A 19,376-nucleotide genomic window follows, 5' to 3' on the forward strand; every position below is an offset into this window, starting at 1 on the left:
ACTGCTCGTTGCGCGTCAAACACTGTACTAACTTTTGGGCCGAGCTTCTGCCTGCGCGCCACCGATTCGCTCCACGAGAGCGAACATTTTGAGTCTTCTGGCTGCAGCGGCTGCCATCGAGAGCAGATCTTGCGCTCGTTCTCTATCTTCTTTGCCATTGCGCGCCGCCAGCATGAGCGCGTATTCGTGCCGGCCATGGGCTAGCCACGGCCACGCCCGTAAGCGCTCATCCATGCGCAGCGCGTAGTCAAAATGCTGTTCGGCGGCTGACCAGTCGCCGAGTGCATGGGCCAGCATGCCAAGAAACCGTGCCGCAGATCCGCAGCAAAGCGTAAAGACTGGAACCGTGACGACCTGATCCTGGAACGGCAGGAGAAGGGCATAAATCCGTTCGGCATGTTCGACGTCCCGCAAGCGGGCAGCAACCTCCGCCAGATAGGTCAACGTGACAAGCCGCCTGCTGTCCACAGGGATGCTGGATTCCGATTCCGCAAGCCGATCGAGATTGTCGCGGGCCTGCGCTTCGAAGCCGAGATCACTACAGATCAACATGAATCCTGGCCGCCACGTAGCGTCCTCAGAATGCTCGTCGACAAACCGCTTGAAGATCGGCGCTACCTCGGCGAGCCGACCCTGTTCGCGGCGTATCGTGAACATTTGCATGCCGTAGACACCCGTTGCGAGATTCGCGTCAGCGTTCTGCGCCATCTGCAACGAGTCGCGCGTCTTGTGCTCCGCCTCAGCAAAGTCACCGACGAGTATGGCCCGCATCGCCTGCGCCCCCGTAACGCACCACTTGTCGACAAAGTGCTGTCCACGGGCGGCAATCTGCCGATACCGCTCCAGCGCGCTCTCGAAACTGTCCACCTCGCCGATCTCCAGGTAGCCGGCAAGACATCGGGCGCATGCATGACCAACGGTGTGCGCATCGCCGAGAACTTCCGCGATCTGCCTGAGTTCCAGCAATACGCTTTCACGCTCCGGAAATCTGTTCGCAGCCAACGGGAGAGCCCCGACATGCATCAATTCGCACGCCAATGCGTCGAACAGGCTCGGCAGATCGTTCAGGCGTCTGGCAAGATCGACGGCCTCCACGGCAAATTCACTATTCTGTTCGCGGGCACCCGTCATATGAACTGTGCGGAGAAGGCGACTCAACAGTCGGCAACGCTCGACCGACTGCTCGGTACCGATCAGGGTGAGCGCCTCTGCCAGCAACGAAAGCGATTCATCGCCGGAGCCTTCGAGGAACGTCTCTGCGGTGTCAAACTCCAACGCTGCCTGCACGAGATACGACGTGAGCTTCTGTTCGCGGGCAATTCGGGCCGCCTCGCGAAAGGTCGCGATCGCCTCGCGCCGCGCCAGTCGGAGCTCTGCTCTGCCCCTTGTCAGCAGCAGAGTCAGCAGATGGCTGGCCCGAGTCGGCTCGCTGTGGGAGCATCGATTGACCAGTTCAAGTCCGCGATGCACATGGGCGATAGCCTCGTCGTAGGCGGCGCCCGCGAGTGCCCGCTCCCCGGCACGCTGCCAATAGCCGAGCGCGCGATCCGGCAGATCGGCAGCAGCGAAGTTCTGAGCGATCAATTCGGGTTGCCGCTCGACGATGTCCGGATAATGTTCTTCAAGCGCGGCGGCGATTAGCGCGTGGTAGTGGCGGCGGCGCGCCAGCAGCAGGGATTGATATGCAATTTCCTGGATCAATGCATGCCGGAACAAATAGGCGTCGCCCCCATCGGGTTTCCCTGAAGTAGAAGTAATGATTTCGGCCGCGATCAGGCGATCGAGCTTTTGTTGCAGTTCATCCTCCGACCTGGACGCAATCAACCCAAGCAGCTTCCTGTCGAACTCACGTCCCACCGTGGCTGCGATCTGCGCGGTTTCCTTGACGGTTGGCTCCAGCCGGTCGAGCCGCGACAGCAGCGAGCCCTGCAGCGTGTCCGGAATCGCGATCGTCTGCGGCGTGCCTTTCAACTCGTAGCTGACGCCCGCATCCTGCAACAGATCGCCCTGGAGAACGGTCTTGGTCAGTTCCTCGACGAAGAGCGGCACACCGTCCGTCTTCGAGACGATCTGATCGAGTACGAGATCCGGAAGCCGCTTGCCCCCCGTCAGCCGCTCGACCATCGCAACGCAATCGCGGCGCGATAACCGGTCGAGATTGCGTTGTACGAGATGAGGGTAGGTCCATCCGGGTTCAAACTCAGGCCGCGCCGTGACAAGTACCAGCAGCCGGGAGGACACCAGTCGCTCAACCACGAGCCGAACAAACTCGAGAGATGATGGATCGATCCAGTGCGCGTCTTCGACAACGAAGAGTACCGGCTGAACGCGCGTCGACGTTTCGAGCATCGCCACCAGCACGTCCAGCGTCCGGCGCTTGAAGGAAGGTGAAGATGTCTCAACTGTCGGATGACGCGCTCCTGTCGGAATCCCAAGCAAACTTGTAAGAACCAGTAGCATCTCGTCGGCATCGACTCCGAGTCTCGCGATCCCAGCCTCTAGCCGCTCCATATCCGACGCATCCGAAGCGTCGGGGCCGACGCCGAAAGTGCGCTGTAGCCAGCGTTGTACCGGCCAGAAAGGGCTGTTGCGATAGTACGCGGAACAGTGAAGCGAAACGACCACATGTGAATCGTCACTAATGCCGTCGCAGAGCGCCCGCAGCATGCGAGATTTTCCGATTCCCGGCTCGCCGGTCAACAGCACGCAGCGCATTTTCCCATCCACACTCTGCCTCCAGTGCCGCCGGAGCATCTCGAGTTCTGCAGCCCGGCCGATGAGTGGCGTGATCCCTTGGGCCGCCCTGATTTCGAAGCGGTCGATCGTATCCGCTTGCGCCAGCACACGTTGAACCCGGACCGGACCAGTGACCCCTTTCAGATCACGCGAGCCAAGGTTTTCAAGCTTGAACGATCCCTGGATCAGGCGTTGGGTGGTCGGTCCCACGACTATCGCGTCGGGAGGAGCGAGCGACTGCAGCCTTGCGGCGATGATTGGCGCCTCTCCGACGATCGCGCGGTGATCCAGCGAAGATCCAGCGCCAATCGCGCCGGCTACGACAAGTCCCGTTTCGATCCCGATTCGCGCCTGCAGCCGCACGCCGTACTCTGTTTCGATGACCCCGTTGGCCTCGCGAAGCGCAGCTACGGCGGCAAGGGCGGCGAGTACTGCACGTATGGCATCGTCTTCGTGCGCATCCGGATAGCCGAAATAGACGAGCAGGCCGTCACCGATATAAAGTGCGATATGGCCTTCATGCGCTTCGATCGCGCATGCACAAGCTTTATGGTAGACCCCTAGCAGACGTCGCATATCCTCTGGATCGAATCGCTCGGCTAGCGCTGTCGAATCGATGAGGTCGATGAACATCACTGTGATTTGCCGCCTCTCGGCCTCGATGGATCCGGTTGCGGCCGACGAAGACAAGGCTCCGCGTTCCTCCGCCGGCTCAAGCGGATGTGCGTGAGCTTCGGCCAGCGCCGCCAGTCCTTTTGCGAGCCGCTTGCGGTCGCCAAGCGTAAGGCCGAGTTCCTTCAGGTCACCCTCGGAAAGATCGCCGAGCACATCCCAGTCGATCCCTTGCAAGGTGAACTTCGCAGCGTGCGCGCCGAGCCCAATCTGCGCTAACCATGTCGTCAGATCGTCGGTCATTGCTGCGTCCCTGGAGTACCCATCCAACGTTATCATCGGCGACGCGGCGCAACTTGTCCACGCGGCTTCGCACCTCTTTTCGGCGGGTGGCTGGAGAGCCGCGTACGATCGGACTTGTTAAGTAGTTACGGCGAACATCGCCCCGCCTGATCACTGGGTTTTGAGCGCGTTCACCGCCCACCCGATCACTATGGGAGCGTTCCGGAAAACGATTGCCACCAAAGTCTCGTGGATCGGGCTCGGCGTCTTCCTGTTGCCGACGCTCGTGCTGAGCATGCTCGCTCGCTGGCAGTTGGCCGCATCCATTCGCGAGACCTCCGCGTTGTTGCTCGGCGTCGCAGTGTATTTTGCGTACATGCTGCTGGGCCACTTCCTCAACCTGCGATTCTCCTACCCCGAAGTGACGCCGTACCTTGGCTGGGTGAACAGCGCGCTTCTCACAATGACGCTGGGCGCATCCGGTATTGTCCTCGCGGCATGTGCGGCGCGTTGGCTCCGGCCGGCTACCGTCTAAGGTTTCATCCGGCTCGGAGAAGTAACCGTAAATTGCGGTTCACGGTGCGACAGTGCAGGCATCCCCAATTGTTACTCGCGCTGTTTGCAGTTCGAACTCGCCGTCACTTCCGCCCATTGACTCAACGCCCTCACACCCTCGAGTACGCGCACGGCATCTTTGGCGGTGGCGCTACTGAGCTGCTCATCATGCTCAGTGACCATCGAACACAGTGCCTGGAAACCATGTCCAGATAGCTTCCACGTCCCGAGCGCGATTCCATCCCGAGTAGCGCTCGCGATTGCGGCTTCTGCCTTCCGCGTTAGTTGATGATCCAGGCGGCCGCACCCGCAGTCGGCAAGCAAGCCTGTCGCGATCACCATTTCCAACAGCGCTTGCGCTGCAGCGGCGCTGCCCTTTCCCACTTTCATTGACTCCAGCGCAACGTGATAACGCATCGATAGCTGGTCGACGATCTGTGTGGGAATCGGCAACGCCGCGAGCGCGGGCGAATGCTGATCTTTCATATGCGTTGGAAGTACTTCCGCAAACACTTTTTGCGACGCTTGCTGCCTTATCTTCCCGCTCGACTCAAGCGGCCAACGCATGGGTTCCCTTCCTTTTGAATGCCGCCCCATTGGAATCGAAGAGATGGCAATGATCGGGCGCGGCCTTCAGATAAACCTCGTTACCGTGCAGGTGCCGTTCGAGCGGCGGAATGCGGGCAATCACACCGTCCGGTGCAACGACACTTTCCATGTAGAGGTATGCAGCGTCCCCGAGCGACTCCAACGCGAGCACCTTCGCCCTCGTTCCGTCGCGCGCCTCGCTCACATGCAGATGTTCCGGCCGAACACCTACCGTGACCTTGTCACCGGCTCGTGCATTGCCCGATTCAACCGCGGCCAGCTGCGTTTCCCCTGTGGCGAACTTGACCATAATCCCTTCCTGGCCGGCGGACTGCACGACTCCGTCTAGATAGTTCATTTTCGGCGAGCCGATGAAGCCAGCGACAAACCTGTTCGCCGGCGCATGGTAGAGCTCGTTGGGCGTTCCAACCTGCTCGATGTTCCCTGCCGACAGCACGACGATCTTGTCCGCAAGCGTCATCGCTTCAACCTGATCGTGCGTGACGTAGATCATCGTCGTCTTCAGTTCGTCATGCAGGCGCGCGAATTCGAGTCGCATTTTCACACGCAGTGCGGCATCGAGGTTCGACAGCGGCTCGTCGAACAGGAACACCTTCGGCTTGCGCGTGATCGCCCGTCCTATCGCCACGCGTTGTCGCTGGCCGCCCGATAACTGCTTTGGCTTGCGTTCCAGCAGATGGTCAATGTGCAGAGTCTTCGCCGCGTTGCGCACGGCCGCGTCGATCTCGGGCTTCTTCGCGCCCGCCAGTTTCAGGCCGAATGCCATGTTGTCGTACAACGACATGTGCGGGTACAGTGCGTACGACTGGAACACCATTGCGATGCCGCGCTTGGCGGGAGGTACGTCGTTCACCCGCACGTCATCAATCTTCAGATCGCCGCCGCTGATCTCTTCGAGCCCCGCGATCATCCGCATGAGCGTCGACTTGCCACAACCGCTCGGACCGACGAACACGACGAAATCACCGTCCTTGATGTCGAGGTTGATGTCGCGCATGACTTCATTGTCGTCATAGCGCTTGCTCACATTACGCAAAGTTAGACCTGCCATGATGCGTCTCCTTTCCTTTTACTCGGCCGTTATCGACGGCCAGTTGAATCCAAGTTCCCTGGTCCATGTCTCGGCGAGACCAGGAAGGTCACTCATGTGATTGAACGTACCTCGCGCTCCGACATGCCGGAGTTTGAGCGCCTGGGCTTCGGAATCGTGAGCGCCTCCCGCATATCCCAATACGGTCATCCCCGCCGATACCGCCGCTGTTGCACCGGCGACACTGTCTTCCACCACGAGACACCGCGCGGGCACAACAGCCATGTGTCTTGCGGCAAACAGGTAGACATCGGGCGCGGGCTTGGGATTGGGTACCAGATCCGCCGTGAACAACCCGCCTTCGAAAAACCTCCGTAGTCCCGTGCGGTCGACGGTATGCGCCAAATACGCCGAATAGCTGTTGCTGGCGCACGCCTTCAGGAGCGGGATGCTCGCCAGTGCGGTATCGATTCCGCGCACCATCGGCGCCTTGATCGCGGCAGCGCCGACGGTGGTATGGATCGCTCCGATCTGCTCCGGCGTCAGGCTCTTGCCGAGCGTTGCCGCGGTTGTCTGAAGAACGTGTTCTGTGCGGAACCCGAGCAGCGGTGTGACCACCGGTTCGACCTCAACCCCCGGCCAGAGCGCTTCAAGTTCGCGGACGATCGTCGCGCCCGCGATGGCCTCGCTATCAACCAGCACACCATCGCAATCGCAGATCAGCGCAACACCAGGCGGTCCCGCGTTGGTCTCTGTTGTGATCTCCGTCACTTGACCGCCCCGAAGGTAAGGCCACGCACCAGCTGTTTCTGCGAAACCCAGCCGACGATCAGGATCGGCGCGACGGCCAGCAGCGACGCCGCCGACAGCTTCGCCCAGAACAAGCCTTCAGGACTCGAATACGACGCGATGAACACGGTCAGCGGCGCGGCGTTCGAACTGGACAGGTTGATGCTCCAGAACGCCTCGTTCCACGACAGGATCACGAGCAGCAGCGCCGTCGACGCAAGCCCCGGCAGCGACATCGGCATCAGCAGATAGACGATTTCCTGCCACGTCGCCGCGCCGTCGATGCGCCCTGCTTCGAGAATGTCGCGCGGAATTTCCGCGAAGTACGTGAACGACATCCACACCGCGATGGGCAGATTGATCAGCGTGTAGACGATCACGAGGCCGCTCACGGTGTCGAGCAAGCCGCTGTTCTTCCACAGCAGATAGATCGGCACCAGCACGCCTACGGACGGCATCATCTTCGTCGACAGCATCCACAGCAGCACTTTCTGCGTGCGCCGCGTCGGAAAGAACGCCATCGCGTATGCACACGGCACGGCCAGAATCAGGCACAGCAGCGTGACGCCAACCGAGATCAGGATCGAGTTCCACGCGAAGCCGAAGTAATTGCTGCGCGCGAAGACCTCGTGGAAACTTTCGAGCGTCGGCACGAAGAACAGCGACGACGCGTAAGCCTGCTGCTCCGTCTTGAATGCCGTGATCGTCATCCAGAAGATCGGGAAGAACAGCAGCAGCGCAATCAGCCACGCAAGGATGCCCGGAATGCTGCGCCGGACGATGGCCAACGGCGAGTTCGTTTTCGAAAGATTCGTCGTAACAGGTGTAGCGGCGACCTGGCTCATTTTTCGTACTCCCCTTTCAGGTTCTTCGCGAGCATGCGCACGAGGAAGAACGACACGATATTCGCGAGCACCACAGCGAGAATCCCGCCTGCGGACGCGAGGCCAACGTCGAACTGTTGCAGGCCGAGCGCGTAGATCAGGTACGACAGGTTGGTCGTCGCATTGCCCGGACCGCCGCCCGTCGTCGTGTAGATTTCAGCGAAGATCGACAGCAGGAAAATGGTTTCCATCATCACCACGACCGCGATCGCGCGTTTCAGGTGCGGCAGCGTGATGAAGAAGAACATCGCGAAGGGACCGGCGCCGTCGATCTTCGCCGCTTCCTTCTGCTCCTGGTCGAGCGACTGGATCGCCGTGAACAGAATGAGGAACGCGAACGGCAACCACTGCCACGCGACGATGATGATCACGGCGATCAACGGATAGTCGGCGAACCAGTCGATCGGTGTCATACCGAGCGCGCGCATGCCTTGCGCGATCAATCCGTACACCGGATGCAGGATCATGTTCTTCCAGATCAGCGCGGAGACGGTCGGCATCACGAAGAACGGCGCGATGGCGAGCAGCCGCGCGACGCCCTGCCCGTAGAACTTGCGGTCGAACAGCACCGAGAGCAGCACGCCGCCGACCACCGTGATCACCAGCACCGAGATGATCAACTGCATCGTGTGCAGGATCGACGGGCCGAAGGACGGATCGCTGGCGAGAAACTTGTAGTTTTCGATACCCGCGAATCCCTTTACGTCCGGATTCAGCAGGTTGTAGCGCGAGAACGAAAACCAGATCGTCATCGCGAGAGGAATCGCCATCCATAAGACGAGAACGCCTACGGACGGCATGACGAGCCAGCGCGCCGACGACGCACCTTTCTGGTCGAATCCACCAGCCTGCGCGGCTGGCGGATGAGCGGAGGAAGCAACTTGCTGCATGACTGTCTCCGTTGGGAGTGCGCGGCAGCGCCGGCCGTTGCCAGCGCCCCGCAATTTCAGGGCGTTCCGGCTACTTCTGATAGCCGCCCTGCCGCACTGCGCGGTCGGCGGCTGCATTGCCCGCCTTCAGCGCTGTCGGCACGTCGGTCTGTCCAGCTACGACCCCCGCGATGGCCTGGCCCACCACGGTGCCGAACGACTGGAATTCAGGGATTCCCACGAACTGGACGCCGGTGTAAGGCACCTTCTTGAGCGTCGAATCATTCGGATTTGCCGTTTCGATGGCCTTCAGGACGAAGTCGCCAAACGGTGCGGCCTGTTTGTATTCCGGGCGTGCGTAGGTTGACTTGCGCGTCCCCGGCGGTACCGAGGCCCAGCCTTCGTCCTTTGCGACCAGCTCGATGTACTGCTTCGACGTTGCCCACTCGGCAAACTTCTTCGCGGCCTCCTGCGACTTCGAAGTCTTCGGAATCGCGAACGACCACGACCACAGCCAGTGCGAGCCCTTGGGCGTCACCGCAACGGGTGCGGCGGCAAAGCCGACCTTGTCCGCGACCTGTGACTGGGCCTTGTTGTAGAGCATGCCGGCCGCGACCGTCGCATCGATCCACATGGCGCACTTGCCAGACGACATCAGCGTCAGGTTTTCGTTGAAGCCGTTCGAGCTCGCTCCGGGAGGACCGTCTTTTTTCAGCAGATCGGAGTAGAACGTAATCGCCTTGTTCCATTCAGGCGTGTCGAGCTGGGCTTTCCAGTTCTCATCAAACCATCGGCCGCCGTACGTGTTGACCACCGTCGAGACATACGCCATGTTCTCGCCCCAACCCGCCTTGCCGCGCACGCAGATGCCGTACACACCGTTGGCCTTGTCGGTCAGCTTGTCCGCGAACTCCTTGATCTGATCGTAGGTTGGCTGGTCCGGCATCTTGAGACCTTTCGCCGCAAAGAGGTCCTTGCGATAGAAGGTCATCGAGCTCTCGACATAGAACGGCAGCGCCCACAACTGGCCATTTGAAGACAGGCCGTCACGCGCGGTTTTCACGACATCCTCGAGGTCGTAGTCTGCGGGCAGATTGTTCATCGGCGCGAGCCACCCGCGCTTGCCCCATTGCGGCGCTTCATACGTCCCGATAGCGACCACGTCGAACTGGCCACTATTCGTGGTGATGTCCGTTGTCGCGCGTTGACGCAGCACGTTCTCTTCCAGAATTACCCAGTTCAGCTTGATGTCCGGGTTTGCTTTCTCGAAATTCGCGGACAGCTTTTTCAGTTCAAGCATGTCGGGATTGTTGAGGGTCGCGATCGTCACCGTCGCAGCGCTTGCCAGTTGGGCAGCGCACAGGGTAACGCCAGCGAATAACGCCTTGCGCATGAACGCGCGGTCGGTTGGGGTTTTCGTCTTCATGTCTGTCTCCGTGGTTTGTTACCTTCGGTTGGGGTACTACTCTGATCGCCGCCCCACGACCTTCCAGTCATGTGAAACGGCGTTCCACTGACGTAAATCAGCTCATCCAGTTGCCGCCGTCGACGTTCAATGTCTGTGCGGTAATGTAGTCCGCGTCAGCAGAAGCAAGGAACACGGCAGCGCCAGTCAGTTCGTCCGGGCGGCCCATACGGCCCAATGGGACCTCCTCGCCGACCAGACGTTTCTTCTCGCCAAGCGGACGGTTCTCGTACCGTGCAAAAAGCGCGTCAACCTCCTTCCACATTGGCGTATCGATAACGCCCGGCGCGATCCCGTTAACATTGATGTGATGCGGCGCAAGCGCGAGCGCAGCCGATTGCGTATAGCTGATGACGGCAGCCTTGCTGGCACAATAGTGTGAAACCAGCGCTTCGCCGCGACGTCCGGCCTGAGACGCCATGTTGATGATCTTTCCGCCGCCGCCCTGATCGACCATCTGCTGGGCGACCCGCTGCATCAGAAAGAACATCCCCTTGACGTTCACCGCAAAAATTCTGTCAAAGATCTCCCACGATTCGTCGAGTAGCGGGCGCATGTCGAACACGGCCGCGTTGTTGAACAGAATGTCAATACGCCCGAACTGGTCAACGGTCGAACGCACGATGGCCTCAATGCTGTCGCGCTTCGTGACATCTGCCTGGAGCAGCAACAGATTGGCCTTGTCGGCGTTGGCATACGTCGCTTCGAGGTCCGACTTCGCCTTGACATCCACGACAACGACCTTCGCACCTTCTTTCAGATACCGTCGTACAACCGATTCGCCGATACCCGTTCCGCCACCCGTGACGATGGCGATCCTGTCTTTAAGTTGCATCCTGCATCTCCTCAGATTGAACATCGCATCCGATGTCCGCTAAACCATTAAATAAGTACTACTATGTAGCATGAGTGGATTACGTTCATACCGGCACCGTTGTAATTGCTAGTTCTCCTCCTCCAGCCAGCAGGTACCGTGCTGCGCCAGCAGCGCGCTGGCAGACGCTGGTCCCCACGTTCCTGCCGCGTAGGGCCTCGGGGCGCCCTCGCCGCGACCCCACGCCCGGAGGAGCGGGTCAACCCATTTCCACGCCGTTTCCTGTTCATCGCGCCGCACGAAAAGGGAGAGACGCCCATGAATCACGTCGAGAAGCAGACGCTGATAGGCCTCCATCTGGGTTTGCCTGAAGAACTGGTCGAATGCGAGGTCGAGATAAACGCTCGCGAGGTTCATCCCCTCACCTGGCTTCTTTGCCTGGGCGTACAGGCGGATCGATTCGTTGGGCTGCAGGCGAATCACCAGGCGATTGGGCACTGGCAAATCGCTTCCCGTCGTGCCGATGGCCGCGTGCGGGACGGGCCGGAAGTTCACGACTATCTCGGCCATCCTGCCCGCGAGGCGCTTGCCGGTGCGCAGGAAAAACGGCACCCCTGCCCAGCGCCAGTTTTCGATCTCGACCTTCAGCGCGACAAAGGTCTCCGTCGTACTGTCGGTGCAGACACCCTTCTCGTCTACATATGCAGGAACCCGCTCTCCCCGGATCACCCCTTCGCGATACTGTCCGCGGACGGCCATCGTCGAGACGAATTGTGAGGTGATGGGCTTCAACGCCCGAAGTACACGCAGCTTTTCGTCGCGGACGCTGTCTGAATCCATCGAATGGGGGGGCTCCATCGCGACTATCGCCAGCAGTTGCAGCAGATGGTTCTGCACCATGTCGCGAAGGACCCCCGTCGAGTCGTAAAACTCACCGCGCTCTTCCGCACCTAGTTCCTCGGCGATCGTGATCTGGATGTTGGAGACCCATTCACGACGCCAGAGGGGTTCAAACAGTACGTTCCCGAACCGCAACGCCAGCAGGTTCTGGACGGATTCCTTGCCCAGATAATGATCAATCCGGTAGATCTGATCCTCGTCGAACAACTCGCCGACTGCGTCGTTGATGGCGTTGGATGAGTGCAGATCATGGCCGAGCGGCTTTTCGAGCACCACTCGCGCGTCGCGATTAAGGCCTACGGCCGCCAAAGCCTGACACGTTGGCACGAACAGCGACGGCCCTGTGGCCAGATAGAACACCCGCACGCCCGCTACACCGTCCAGCACCGCCTTCAACGCCATGAAATCGGCTCCCGCCGACAGGTCGAGCGGAAGATAGGAAATCCTCGACAGGAAGTCGGTCCACGCGGGATCGTCGACGCCGCCTGCGGCAAGATGTTCGCGAACGTGCGCAGAAATCCAGTCGCGATAGCCCGCTTCGTTGAGCTCGCCGCGTGCGACGCCGACGATTTTTCCGTCCGCCGGCAGCAGACCCGCACGATGTGCCTCAAAGAGCGCAGGCAGGATCTTGCGTTTTGCAAGGTCTCCTGTCGCGCCGAACAGGACGAAGGCAAATGATTCAGGTTTCATTGCAGGGTTCGATCCGGTCTGAATGGGGCTTGCGTCATGCCTTGCACGCTGCGGCGTACACGCCAATGACTTCGCGAACCTTGCTCTGGATCAGGCTCATCGGCGTTGCGTCGATTTGACCGCGCCTGTATTGCCAGTATTGCTCGGGCAAATAGCGGCTGAGCACATTTTCCGAAATGTCGATTCCCGTCAGGTTGCTGATCAGCCTGTTGGCCGCGGCGTCGATTTCCGGATCCGCCCAGTAGTAGCGCACCCGGTCGCTGTAGCTGTAGGTTCTTAGCAGCCGCTTCTCCTGGTCATCGCCGTGGTAGTACTTCTCCCAGTTGCCAGGTTTGGCGAGCATGACCTTCTCCACCACCTCGCGGAGATTCGATCTCGCTGCCGGGACGACAAGTTCGCTCTCGATGTCTGCAAGCGCATAGAGGGCCTCGCGCAGCGCAAACGTCACACCAGGGCCGACTTTCAGGATCCCAAATCCGTCCTGGACAAGCGCGGCGAGTGCTTCCGGCGCCTGATAGTCGGTGGAATGGGCTTCGAAGACCATACCCGGCAGCTGTTCGAGTACCCGGGAAAGCTTTGTTGCAAGCTCAGGCTTGTAATCGACGACCTTCGTGTGGTCGAACTCCACGCCGGGCTGCACAACGAGCGCGATCACACGCTGCCACGCGTCGTCGAGCCCGCGATCACGCCAGGCATTGCGGTGCACCGCGACGGTATCGAGCGCGGCGTCGGGACTGGTGACCTCAACCGTCTCCAGTTCTTCCGCGGCGCCGCCCGGAACGGGCACCTCCGTGCCAATGATGTAGACCGGTTTCTCGCGGTTGGCCTCGCGTGCTGCAGCCGCCTCGGCAATCGCGCAAAGACGCGAGGCGCGCCCGGCAACGACATCGTCCGAGAGCCGTGCCGGATCACCCGCACAACTCATGCTGGTGTCGAGGTGGATCTTGGTGAATCCCGCCGACACATAGGCGTCGATGAGCGCTTCCGCGCGTTGCATCGCCTCCTCTGCAGGCAGGCTTCGCCATGCATTGGGTCCGAGGTGGTCGCCGCCGAGGATCAGTCTTGTGCGCGGCAGCCCCACGCGATCAGCGATGAGGTGGACGAAGCGCACGAAATCCGCCGGCTTCATGCCCGTGTAGCCACCGAACTGGTCCACCTGGTTCGATGTCGATTCGATCAGAAGCGGTGTGTCGTCGTCGAGCGCCTGTTTCATTGCCGCGCCGAGCACCCAGGGATGCGCGGAGCAGATCGAATAAATTCCCTTGAGCTTCTTCGCTGCACCTTCATCGCCCGAGAGACGCGAGACTACGTTAGCCATGAGTTTGCTCCGAGGGATTCGCAATGAATGCGTCGAGTTCTGCCAGCGTCGCCGTCCCTTCCATTGGACCGCGGAAAGTCACGGCGCGAGCGCCAGCCGCGCATGCGTAGGTGAGCGCTTTTTCAATGCCAAATCCTTGAGCACGACAGGCAATGTACGTCGCACCAAAACAGTCACCAGCCCCGGTGGGATCGACCTCGGTTACAGGCACGGCGGGCAGATTGAGTTCGGTTGTGCCGTCGTAATAGCTGCACCCGTCCTTTCCACGCTTGACCACGACTTCACGCACGCCGCGCTTCAACAGTTCATCAACGGCCCCCTGCTCGCTGCTCGCGCTCGCGAGCAGCATGACTTCGTGACCACTCGGCAGGAACACATCGGTGTAGTCGAGGATGAAGTCGAGCGCTTCCCGCATTTCGGGGATACGCAGCATCTCCTTCCGGATATTCGGGTCGAAGCTCACCGTGCCGCCATGCCCCTTGACCGTCTCGATCACCTTCTTCATCGCCTCGATGATGCGGAAGGAAAAGAGCGAGGAACCCATCACGTGAAAATGGTTGCACTGCTTGAGCAGATCGTCCCGGATATTGCCGACAGACAGGTGACCAGAGGCGCTGTTCGCGATGTTGTAGATAAAGTCGCGATCGCCGTCCTCGCGGTACGTCACAAACGCGCTGCCGGTCGTCGCCGTCTTGATGACGGAGATACCCGAGACATCGACGCCGTCTGCGCGCAGACGCTCGACGTTGAGCGCGCCAAAGTCGTCATCGCCAACGCAACCAATCATTGCGCACCGGCTGCCAGTTTTCGCCACCTGATCGATGAAGATCGCAGGCGCACCACTGGCATATGGCCCAATCAGCGTGCCAGGCTTGCGGAACGACTGTCCACGCTCGGTGGCCATGATCTCGACCAGGATTTCGCCCATCGTCAGGATGTAGCCGGATTTGCCGGCCTTGTGCAGTTCGGTATTAGCCATGGCGTTTCTTCGTTTGTACGTCGATGCAAACGGCGACGAGAATAACGACGCCCTTTACGATCAGTTGGTAAAAGTAGGGAACACTCAGCAGGTTCATCCCGTTGTTGATGACACCGATGATGAGCGCCCCGATCAGCGTGCCTGCGATCGTGCCGTAGCCACCACTCAGGCTCGTGCCGCCGAGCACGGCAGCTGCGATCGCATCGAGTTCATAGCCAAGTCCGGCATTCGGTTGAGCCGAATACAGACGGGACGTCATCAGCACCCCTCCGATGCTGGCCATCAGCCCCGAGATCATGAAAATGAAAATTCGCAGGCGTCGGACGTTGATACCGGAATACAGCGCCGCTTCGCGGTTGCCTCCGGCAAGGTATGCCTTGCGGCCGAACACCGTCTTCGCCAGGACAAAGTGGTTGACGACCATCAGGACGACCAGAACCCAGATTGGTATCGCAATGCCGAGGATGGTCGAATTTCCGAGCGCCGCGAACCGGTCGTCGTCGATCGAGATCGGAACGCCCGCCGACGTGATATAGGCCAGCCCCCGGAACACACCCATTGTGGCGACCGTCACGATGAACGATGGGATCGTCAGCATCGCCGTCAGCGTTCCGTTGACGAATCCCAGCACGAATCCGGCTGCCATCGCGACGACAACGGCAAGCGCAGGGTGCAGTCCATGCTGCATCGCAAACGCTGCGATGGTCCCGACGAGCGCCATGACTGCTCCGACGGAGAGATCGATATCGCCCAGAAGGAGCACGTAGGTCATGCCGAAGCCGAGAATCGCGATAATCGACACCTGCATGACGATGTTCAGGAGGTTGCCCAGTGTCAGGAAGTTCGACGACAGGACAGAGAACAGTATGCAGAGCAGGACGAGACCGCAGACGATTCCGCCGTAGTGACGGATCAATTTCGATAGTACGGTGACACTGCTGGTGTGCTCACCTGCTTCCCTGAGGCTGGCGTTTCCTGCGAGTTCTGATGGTTTCATGCTTGTGCTGCTCCTGTTGCATATGACATGACGGTCTCCTGCGTCAGCCCCGCCGTCGCAAATTCCTTGACCAGGCGCTTCTCCCGCATCACGACGAGACGGTCGCTCATCGCTAGCGCCTCGGGCAGCTCAGAGGAAACCAGGATGATGGCGGTGCCGGAGTCGGCGAGCTCGCGCATCACGCGGTAGATCTCGTATTTCGAGCCGACGTCAACGCCACGAGTTGGTTCATCAAGAATGAGGACCTTGGGTCTGAGGGCGAGCCACTTCGAAAAGACGACCTTCTGCTGGTTGCCACCACTCAGATTGCCGACTGCCTGATGCGGCCCCGCGGTCCGTATCTTCATCCGGGTAATCGCATCTCGCGTTTCGTTCTGCTCGAAGCGGCTGCTGAGAATGCCGAACCGGGAACCTTTACGCTCGAAACTCGGAGCAATCGAATGCATGAGTACAAGGCCTTCGTGTTTCCGGTCCTCGGTCACAAACGCGATGCCTGCCGAAATGGCGCTTTCAGGCGAGCGAAGACGCAGCGGCCGACCATCCATGAGAATCTGTCCAATTGGCCGTCCCATGCCGAAAAGCGTCTTCATCACGTCAGAGCGCCCTGCACCGATCAGGCCAAAGAAGCCAAAAATTTCTCCGGGCCTGACATTGAAGCTGATGTCGTCGAATTTGCCTTTGATCGTCAGGTTCTTGACCTCCAGCAACGGCGACTGTCCTGTATCCAGAGGTTTGACGCGCTGCGGATAAACATCGCTCATCTCGCGGCCAACCATCAGGTTGATCAGCGCGCCGATCGTCGTCTCAGTCTTATCGTGTGTACAGATGTACTGGCCGTCGCGCATGACAGAGATGTCATCGGAGATCCGCATGATCTCGTCCATCCGATGCGAGATGTAGACGACGGCAACACCTCGCGCCTTGAGCTTCGTCACGATGTTGAAGAGGACTTCGGCTTCGCGGTCGCTGAGCGACGACGTCGGCTCGTCCATGATGACGAGTTCAGCATTGCGACTCAGGCCCTTGGCAATTTCAACAAGCTGCCTCTGGGCCATAAATAGCCGTGCTACGGGCGTACGCGCATCGATCACGATCCCAAGGTCGTCGAGCAAAGCCTGCGCCTGCCGGAAGAGCGACGTGAAGTCCACTATCCCAAACCGGCGCGGCTCGTGGCCTGCAAAGATGTTCTCGGCGACGCTCAGGTTGGTCGCGAGGCTAAGCTCCTGGTAGATGATCGAGATGCCAGCAGTCTGGGATTCGGACGGGTTCTCGAACGTGACGCGCTGCCCCCGTAGAAGCAGTTCGCCACGGGTCGGCTCATGCACCCCTGCCAGAATCTTCATCAGAGTCGACTTGCCGGCACCGTTTTCGCCCAGAATCGTGTGGACCCGTCCGCTTCGCAACGTCAGCGATACGTTTTTGATTGCTTCGACGGATCCGAACGACTTCGCGATCGACCTCAATTCAACAAGGGGAACCTCAGCGCGATCGGCAAGGCGTCCGCCAGGCGGGATCGGGCGTATTGCGCCCGATGCCTCGGCGCGCGGGCTGTTCGGGCTCGCGTTCATTTTGCGGCTTCGTGCAGATAGACCCCGGGCGTGACCGGGATAAGTTTCGCGACCTGCTGCTTCCCGGCGACCTTCACTGCCGTGTCCACAGCAACGGCGCCCATTTTTTCGGGGTACTGACGGATGACACCAACAAAATTCGGATTTTTGTCGACGGCTGCGCGCGCTTCCGGCATGCCGTCGAAGCCGATGACCTTGACGTGATTGCCCGCGGACTTCCCCGCGACGGCCGCTGCCATGGCGGCGTCGTCGCCAAACCCGAAAATGCCATCGAGGTCCGGGTGAGCCTGCAGCATGTTTTGCGCGGTCGTCAGCGCCTCGGCGCGCGTGATCCCGGGTTGGACAGCGACAACCTGGACGCCCGGGCAGGCGCCGAGCGCCTTCTTGAAACCCGAGACACGGTCGATCACGGACTGCACCGTCGGGTAGTCAATCACACCGACCTTGCCCTTGCCGCCCAGCACCTTGCACATGAGCTGACCGGCCATCTGGCCGCCTGCGTAGTTATCGGTCGCGATATGGGAGGCTACTTCGATACCCTGGGCACCGATGTCCACCGTAATCACGGGGATGCCAGCCTTCTGCGCCGTCATGACGGCAGCCTTGACGCCTTTCGAATCGACCGGCGACAACACGATTACGTCGACCTTGCGCGTCACGAAGTCCTGGACGTCAGCGATCTGCTTGCTCAGATCCTGATTGGCGATAGAGATGTCGAGCTTCGCGTTGTCCTTCTGGGCCTCCTGCTTCATCGCATCAGCCAGCGCAACATAGAACGGATGTTGCTGCGTGAGAAGCGATGCACCGATCCTGATCTGGTCCGCGTGCGAGAAGGGCGCGATGGCGAAGGCGCCGGTGGCTGCCAGGGACACTGCGATGTGTTTGAGCGTCAACTTCATGTGTCTCTTCCTCTGATAGGGCTAGTTAGTGGACTTGCGGAACTCCAGAATTCCGCTTTCCCTTCTATGGAGCTGAAGGCCTTTGCGCGGCATCAGTTCCATCGTGGGTGGATCAATTCCGTCATCAATCAGTAGCGCATCGACGTCAGCAACATTCGCGAAGACTTCACCTTCGCGCTCATTGAGCTGCGGCTGGTACGCCACGACAATCGTCCGGGTTGCTGCTTGCCGTGCGGCCTGAAGTACCCGCGCCACGGCGGGGTCGGCGCACAGCAGATTGCCGTCCCGATCGAGGCCGGACGCCTCGAAAAAACAGAGGTCCAGCGACCGCCGCGTCACTGATGCCTCAGCATCGGGCCCCGTCATCGCAGTCGCACCCTGTTCGAGCTGACCGCCCGTCAGCAGCAGTTCGCAATGCAGAAACCGTTGGGCTGTCTGGGCCATGGCGATGTCCTGTACCAGCAGCGCCAGGTTCGACCGGTCCGAGAGAAATGGCAGGATTTTGTGGACGATCTCGCCCGTACCCATCATCAGCGACTCATGGTCGTCCACAGCCTCGGCGGCAAATCGGGCAATCGTTGTTTCTGAAGCCTTGCGTGTTGCGCCGTCCGCGACCGGCACCAGTACGTTTTCGCCTGGCTTCTGCGCGAGGTAGCGGGCCTTGCCGAACGAACGGATGAGGTAGCGCTGCTGCTCCAGATAGGTCAGATCGGTGCGGATCGTGACGCTCGAAACGTCGAACGCCTGGCTAAGCTCCTCGACCGATACTTCCCCGCGCTTGCGGACCAGTTCGACGATTTGCAGCCGCCGCCTCAGGGAACTCTTGTTTGCCAGCATGTTTCCAGATCTCGAAAGAAAGTACTTTTGTTTCGAAAGAGTTTAGTTTCGACTCGAAAGAAGGTCAAAGCGAATTTTCGATTTATAGTCCAGGGTTTTCCCGACGGACCTTCGGACCGTTGTGGCGGATTTCCGCACACAGGCGGAGGTAACGCCGCGGCTCATTCGTCCGTTTCCCCTGAACCGCCATCCGGCGAGGTATCCAGATTGCCCGTGTCGCTGGTCGATCGTCTGGGTCCAGCTTTGGAAGCATTACTGCCGTCCCGATCCGCTTCAGGCAAGGTTGGAGGCCGTCGTTGAGAAATTGATTGCATGCTTCAGCGCGGGGACGTCGGTCCGTCACTGCGGTTCCGGGAACAGGGCCACCCAAACTGCTCCCCTTGTCTGGTCGACCAGAATTTCTCGTACGCGGGTCAGGAGAGGCAGCGGAACGGGATTGCATGCTTTGCGTGTTGTGAACTTCCCCCACTGTCGCGCGCTCTCGTAGAAGCACACGCCGCGGATCGGGCGCACCGATGGACGGACACGATGCCGCTCATACAA

Annotated in this window: 16 protein-coding genes; 1 reads left to right on the forward strand and 15 read right to left on the reverse strand. The window is 60.1% G+C overall.

Features of this window, described 5'->3' with window-relative positions:
- Positions 1–27: 27 nt before the first annotated feature.
- Positions 28–3,651: an AAA family ATPase gene (locus C2L65_RS43895; protein ID WP_042305774.1), complete on the reverse strand. Its 3,624-nt coding sequence runs from the start codon at positions 3,649–3,651 to the stop codon at positions 28–30.
- 160 nt (positions 3,652–3,811) lie between these two features.
- Here C2L65_RS43895 and C2L65_RS43900 point away from each other — a divergent pair, with 160 nt between their 5' ends.
- Positions 3,812–4,165: a hypothetical protein gene (locus C2L65_RS43900; protein WP_156132255.1), complete on the forward strand. Its 354-nt coding sequence runs from the start codon at positions 3,812–3,814 to the stop codon at positions 4,163–4,165.
- 71 nt (positions 4,166–4,236) lie between these two features.
- Here the strand turns inward: C2L65_RS43900 and C2L65_RS43905 are convergent, their stop codons facing one another.
- The 14 genes from C2L65_RS43905 to C2L65_RS43970 form a co-directional block, all read right to left on the reverse strand.
- Entirely contained in the window at positions 4,237–4,671 is a 435-nt protein-coding gene (locus C2L65_RS43905) for a hypothetical protein (protein WP_156132254.1), read from the reverse strand.
- Between the two features lie 64 nt (positions 4,672–4,735).
- Positions 4,736–5,845, reverse strand: coding sequence for an ABC transporter ATP-binding protein (locus tag C2L65_RS43910; protein WP_042305758.1), 1,110 nt, complete (start codon positions 5,843–5,845; stop codon positions 4,736–4,738).
- A gap of 18 nt (positions 5,846–5,863) precedes the next feature.
- A complete protein-coding gene (locus C2L65_RS43915) occupies positions 5,864–6,595 on the reverse strand; it encodes an HAD family hydrolase (protein WP_042305757.1) in 732 nt (243 codons plus the stop codon).
- The gene (locus tag C2L65_RS43920; RefSeq protein WP_042305756.1) at positions 6,592–7,458 is read right to left on the reverse strand and encodes a carbohydrate ABC transporter permease; all 867 of its coding nucleotides are present in this window, start codon (positions 7,456–7,458) and stop codon (positions 6,592–6,594) included. The genes C2L65_RS43915 and C2L65_RS43920 overlap by 4 nt, the downstream gene beginning before the upstream one ends.
- Positions 7,455–8,387: a carbohydrate ABC transporter permease gene (locus tag C2L65_RS43925; protein WP_042305755.1), complete on the reverse strand. Its 933-nt coding sequence runs from the start codon at positions 8,385–8,387 to the stop codon at positions 7,455–7,457. The genes C2L65_RS43920 and C2L65_RS43925 overlap by 4 nt, the downstream gene beginning before the upstream one ends.
- Before the next feature lie 70 nt (positions 8,388–8,457).
- Positions 8,458–9,759, reverse strand: a complete 1,302-nt coding sequence (locus C2L65_RS43930; RefSeq protein ID WP_042305772.1) for an ABC transporter substrate-binding protein — start codon at positions 9,757–9,759, stop codon at positions 8,458–8,460.
- A 130-nt stretch (positions 9,760–9,889) separates the two neighbouring features.
- Entirely contained in the window at positions 9,890–10,666 is a 777-nt protein-coding gene (locus C2L65_RS43935) for an L-iditol 2-dehydrogenase (RefSeq protein ID WP_042305754.1), read from the reverse strand.
- 108 nt (positions 10,667–10,774) lie between these two features.
- Entirely contained in the window at positions 10,775–12,235 is a 1,461-nt protein-coding gene (zwf, locus tag C2L65_RS43940) for a glucose-6-phosphate dehydrogenase (RefSeq protein ID WP_042305753.1), read from the reverse strand.
- 34 nt (positions 12,236–12,269) lie between these two features.
- Entirely contained in the window at positions 12,270–13,553 is a 1,284-nt protein-coding gene (locus C2L65_RS43945) for a D-tagatose-bisphosphate aldolase, class II, non-catalytic subunit (RefSeq protein ID WP_042305752.1), read from the reverse strand.
- Positions 13,546–14,532 (reverse strand): tagatose kinase, encoded by a 987-nt coding sequence (locus C2L65_RS43950; protein WP_042305751.1) that lies wholly within the window; start codon positions 14,530–14,532, stop codon positions 13,546–13,548. Before C2L65_RS43950 ends, C2L65_RS43945 begins: the two co-directional genes overlap by 8 nt.
- Positions 14,525–15,529, reverse strand: coding sequence for an ABC transporter permease (locus C2L65_RS43955; protein WP_042305750.1), 1,005 nt, complete (start codon positions 15,527–15,529; stop codon positions 14,525–14,527). The genes C2L65_RS43950 and C2L65_RS43955 overlap by 8 nt, the downstream gene beginning before the upstream one ends.
- Positions 15,526–17,097, reverse strand: coding sequence for a sugar ABC transporter ATP-binding protein (locus C2L65_RS43960; protein ID WP_042305749.1), 1,572 nt, complete (start codon positions 17,095–17,097; stop codon positions 15,526–15,528). Before C2L65_RS43960 ends, C2L65_RS43955 begins: the two co-directional genes overlap by 4 nt.
- A complete protein-coding gene (locus C2L65_RS43965; RefSeq protein ID WP_052426821.1) occupies positions 17,094–17,996 on the reverse strand; it encodes a substrate-binding domain-containing protein in 903 nt (300 codons plus the stop codon). Before C2L65_RS43965 ends, C2L65_RS43960 begins: the two co-directional genes overlap by 4 nt.
- A gap of 21 nt (positions 17,997–18,017) precedes the next feature.
- Complete coding sequence (locus tag C2L65_RS43970; protein WP_042305748.1) at positions 18,018–18,833, reverse strand: DeoR/GlpR family DNA-binding transcription regulator; 816 nt, start codon at positions 18,831–18,833, stop codon at positions 18,018–18,020.
- Positions 18,834–19,376 lie beyond the last annotated feature (543 nt).

Source organism: Paraburkholderia terrae (genome assembly GCF_002902925.1).
In the GTDB taxonomy this organism is placed as follows: Bacteria; Pseudomonadota; Gammaproteobacteria; order Burkholderiales; family Burkholderiaceae; genus Paraburkholderia; species Paraburkholderia terrae.

Coding starts and splice junctions, on each gene's coding strand:
- C2L65_RS43895 (WP_042305774.1), bottom strand. CDS start 3,651: ATGACCGACGATCTGACGACATGGTTAGCGCAGATTGGGCTCGGCGCG.
- C2L65_RS43905 (WP_156132254.1), bottom strand. CDS start 4,671: ATGAAAGATCAGCATTCGCCCGCGCTCGCGGCGTTGCCGATTCCCACA.
- C2L65_RS43910 (WP_042305758.1), bottom strand. CDS start 5,845: ATGGCAGGTCTAACTTTGCGTAATGTGAGCAAGCGCTATGACGACAAT.
- C2L65_RS43920 (WP_042305756.1), bottom strand. CDS start 7,458: ATGAGCCAGGTCGCCGCTACACCTGTTACGACGAATCTTTCGAAAACG.
- C2L65_RS43925 (WP_042305755.1), bottom strand. CDS start 8,387: ATGCAGCAAGTTGCTTCCTCCGCTCATCCGCCAGCCGCGCAGGCTGGT.
- C2L65_RS43930 (WP_042305772.1), bottom strand. CDS start 9,759: ATGCGCAAGGCGTTATTCGCTGGCGTTACCCTGTGCGCTGCCCAACTG.
- C2L65_RS43935 (WP_042305754.1), bottom strand. CDS start 10,666: ATGCAACTTAAAGACAGGATCGCCATCGTCACGGGTGGCGGAACGGGT.
- zwf (WP_042305753.1), bottom strand. CDS start 12,235: ATGAAACCTGAATCATTTGCCTTCGTCCTGTTCGGCGCGACAGGAGAC.
- C2L65_RS43945 (WP_042305752.1), bottom strand. CDS start 13,553: ATGGCTAACGTAGTCTCGCGTCTCTCGGGCGATGAAGGTGCAGCGAAG.
- C2L65_RS43950 (WP_042305751.1), bottom strand. CDS start 14,532: ATGGCTAATACCGAACTGCACAAGGCCGGCAAATCCGGCTACATCCTG.
- C2L65_RS43955 (WP_042305750.1), bottom strand. CDS start 15,529: ATGAAACCATCAGAACTCGCAGGAAACGCCAGCCTCAGGGAAGCAGGT.
- C2L65_RS43960 (WP_042305749.1), bottom strand. CDS start 17,097: ATGAACGCGAGCCCGAACAGCCCGCGCGCCGAGGCATCGGGCGCAATA.
- C2L65_RS43965 (WP_052426821.1), bottom strand. CDS start 17,996: ATGAAGTTGACGCTCAAACACATCGCAGTGTCCCTGGCAGCCACCGGC.
- C2L65_RS43970 (WP_042305748.1), bottom strand. CDS start 18,833: ATGCTGGCAAACAAGAGTTCCCTGAGGCGGCGGCTGCAAATCGTCGAA.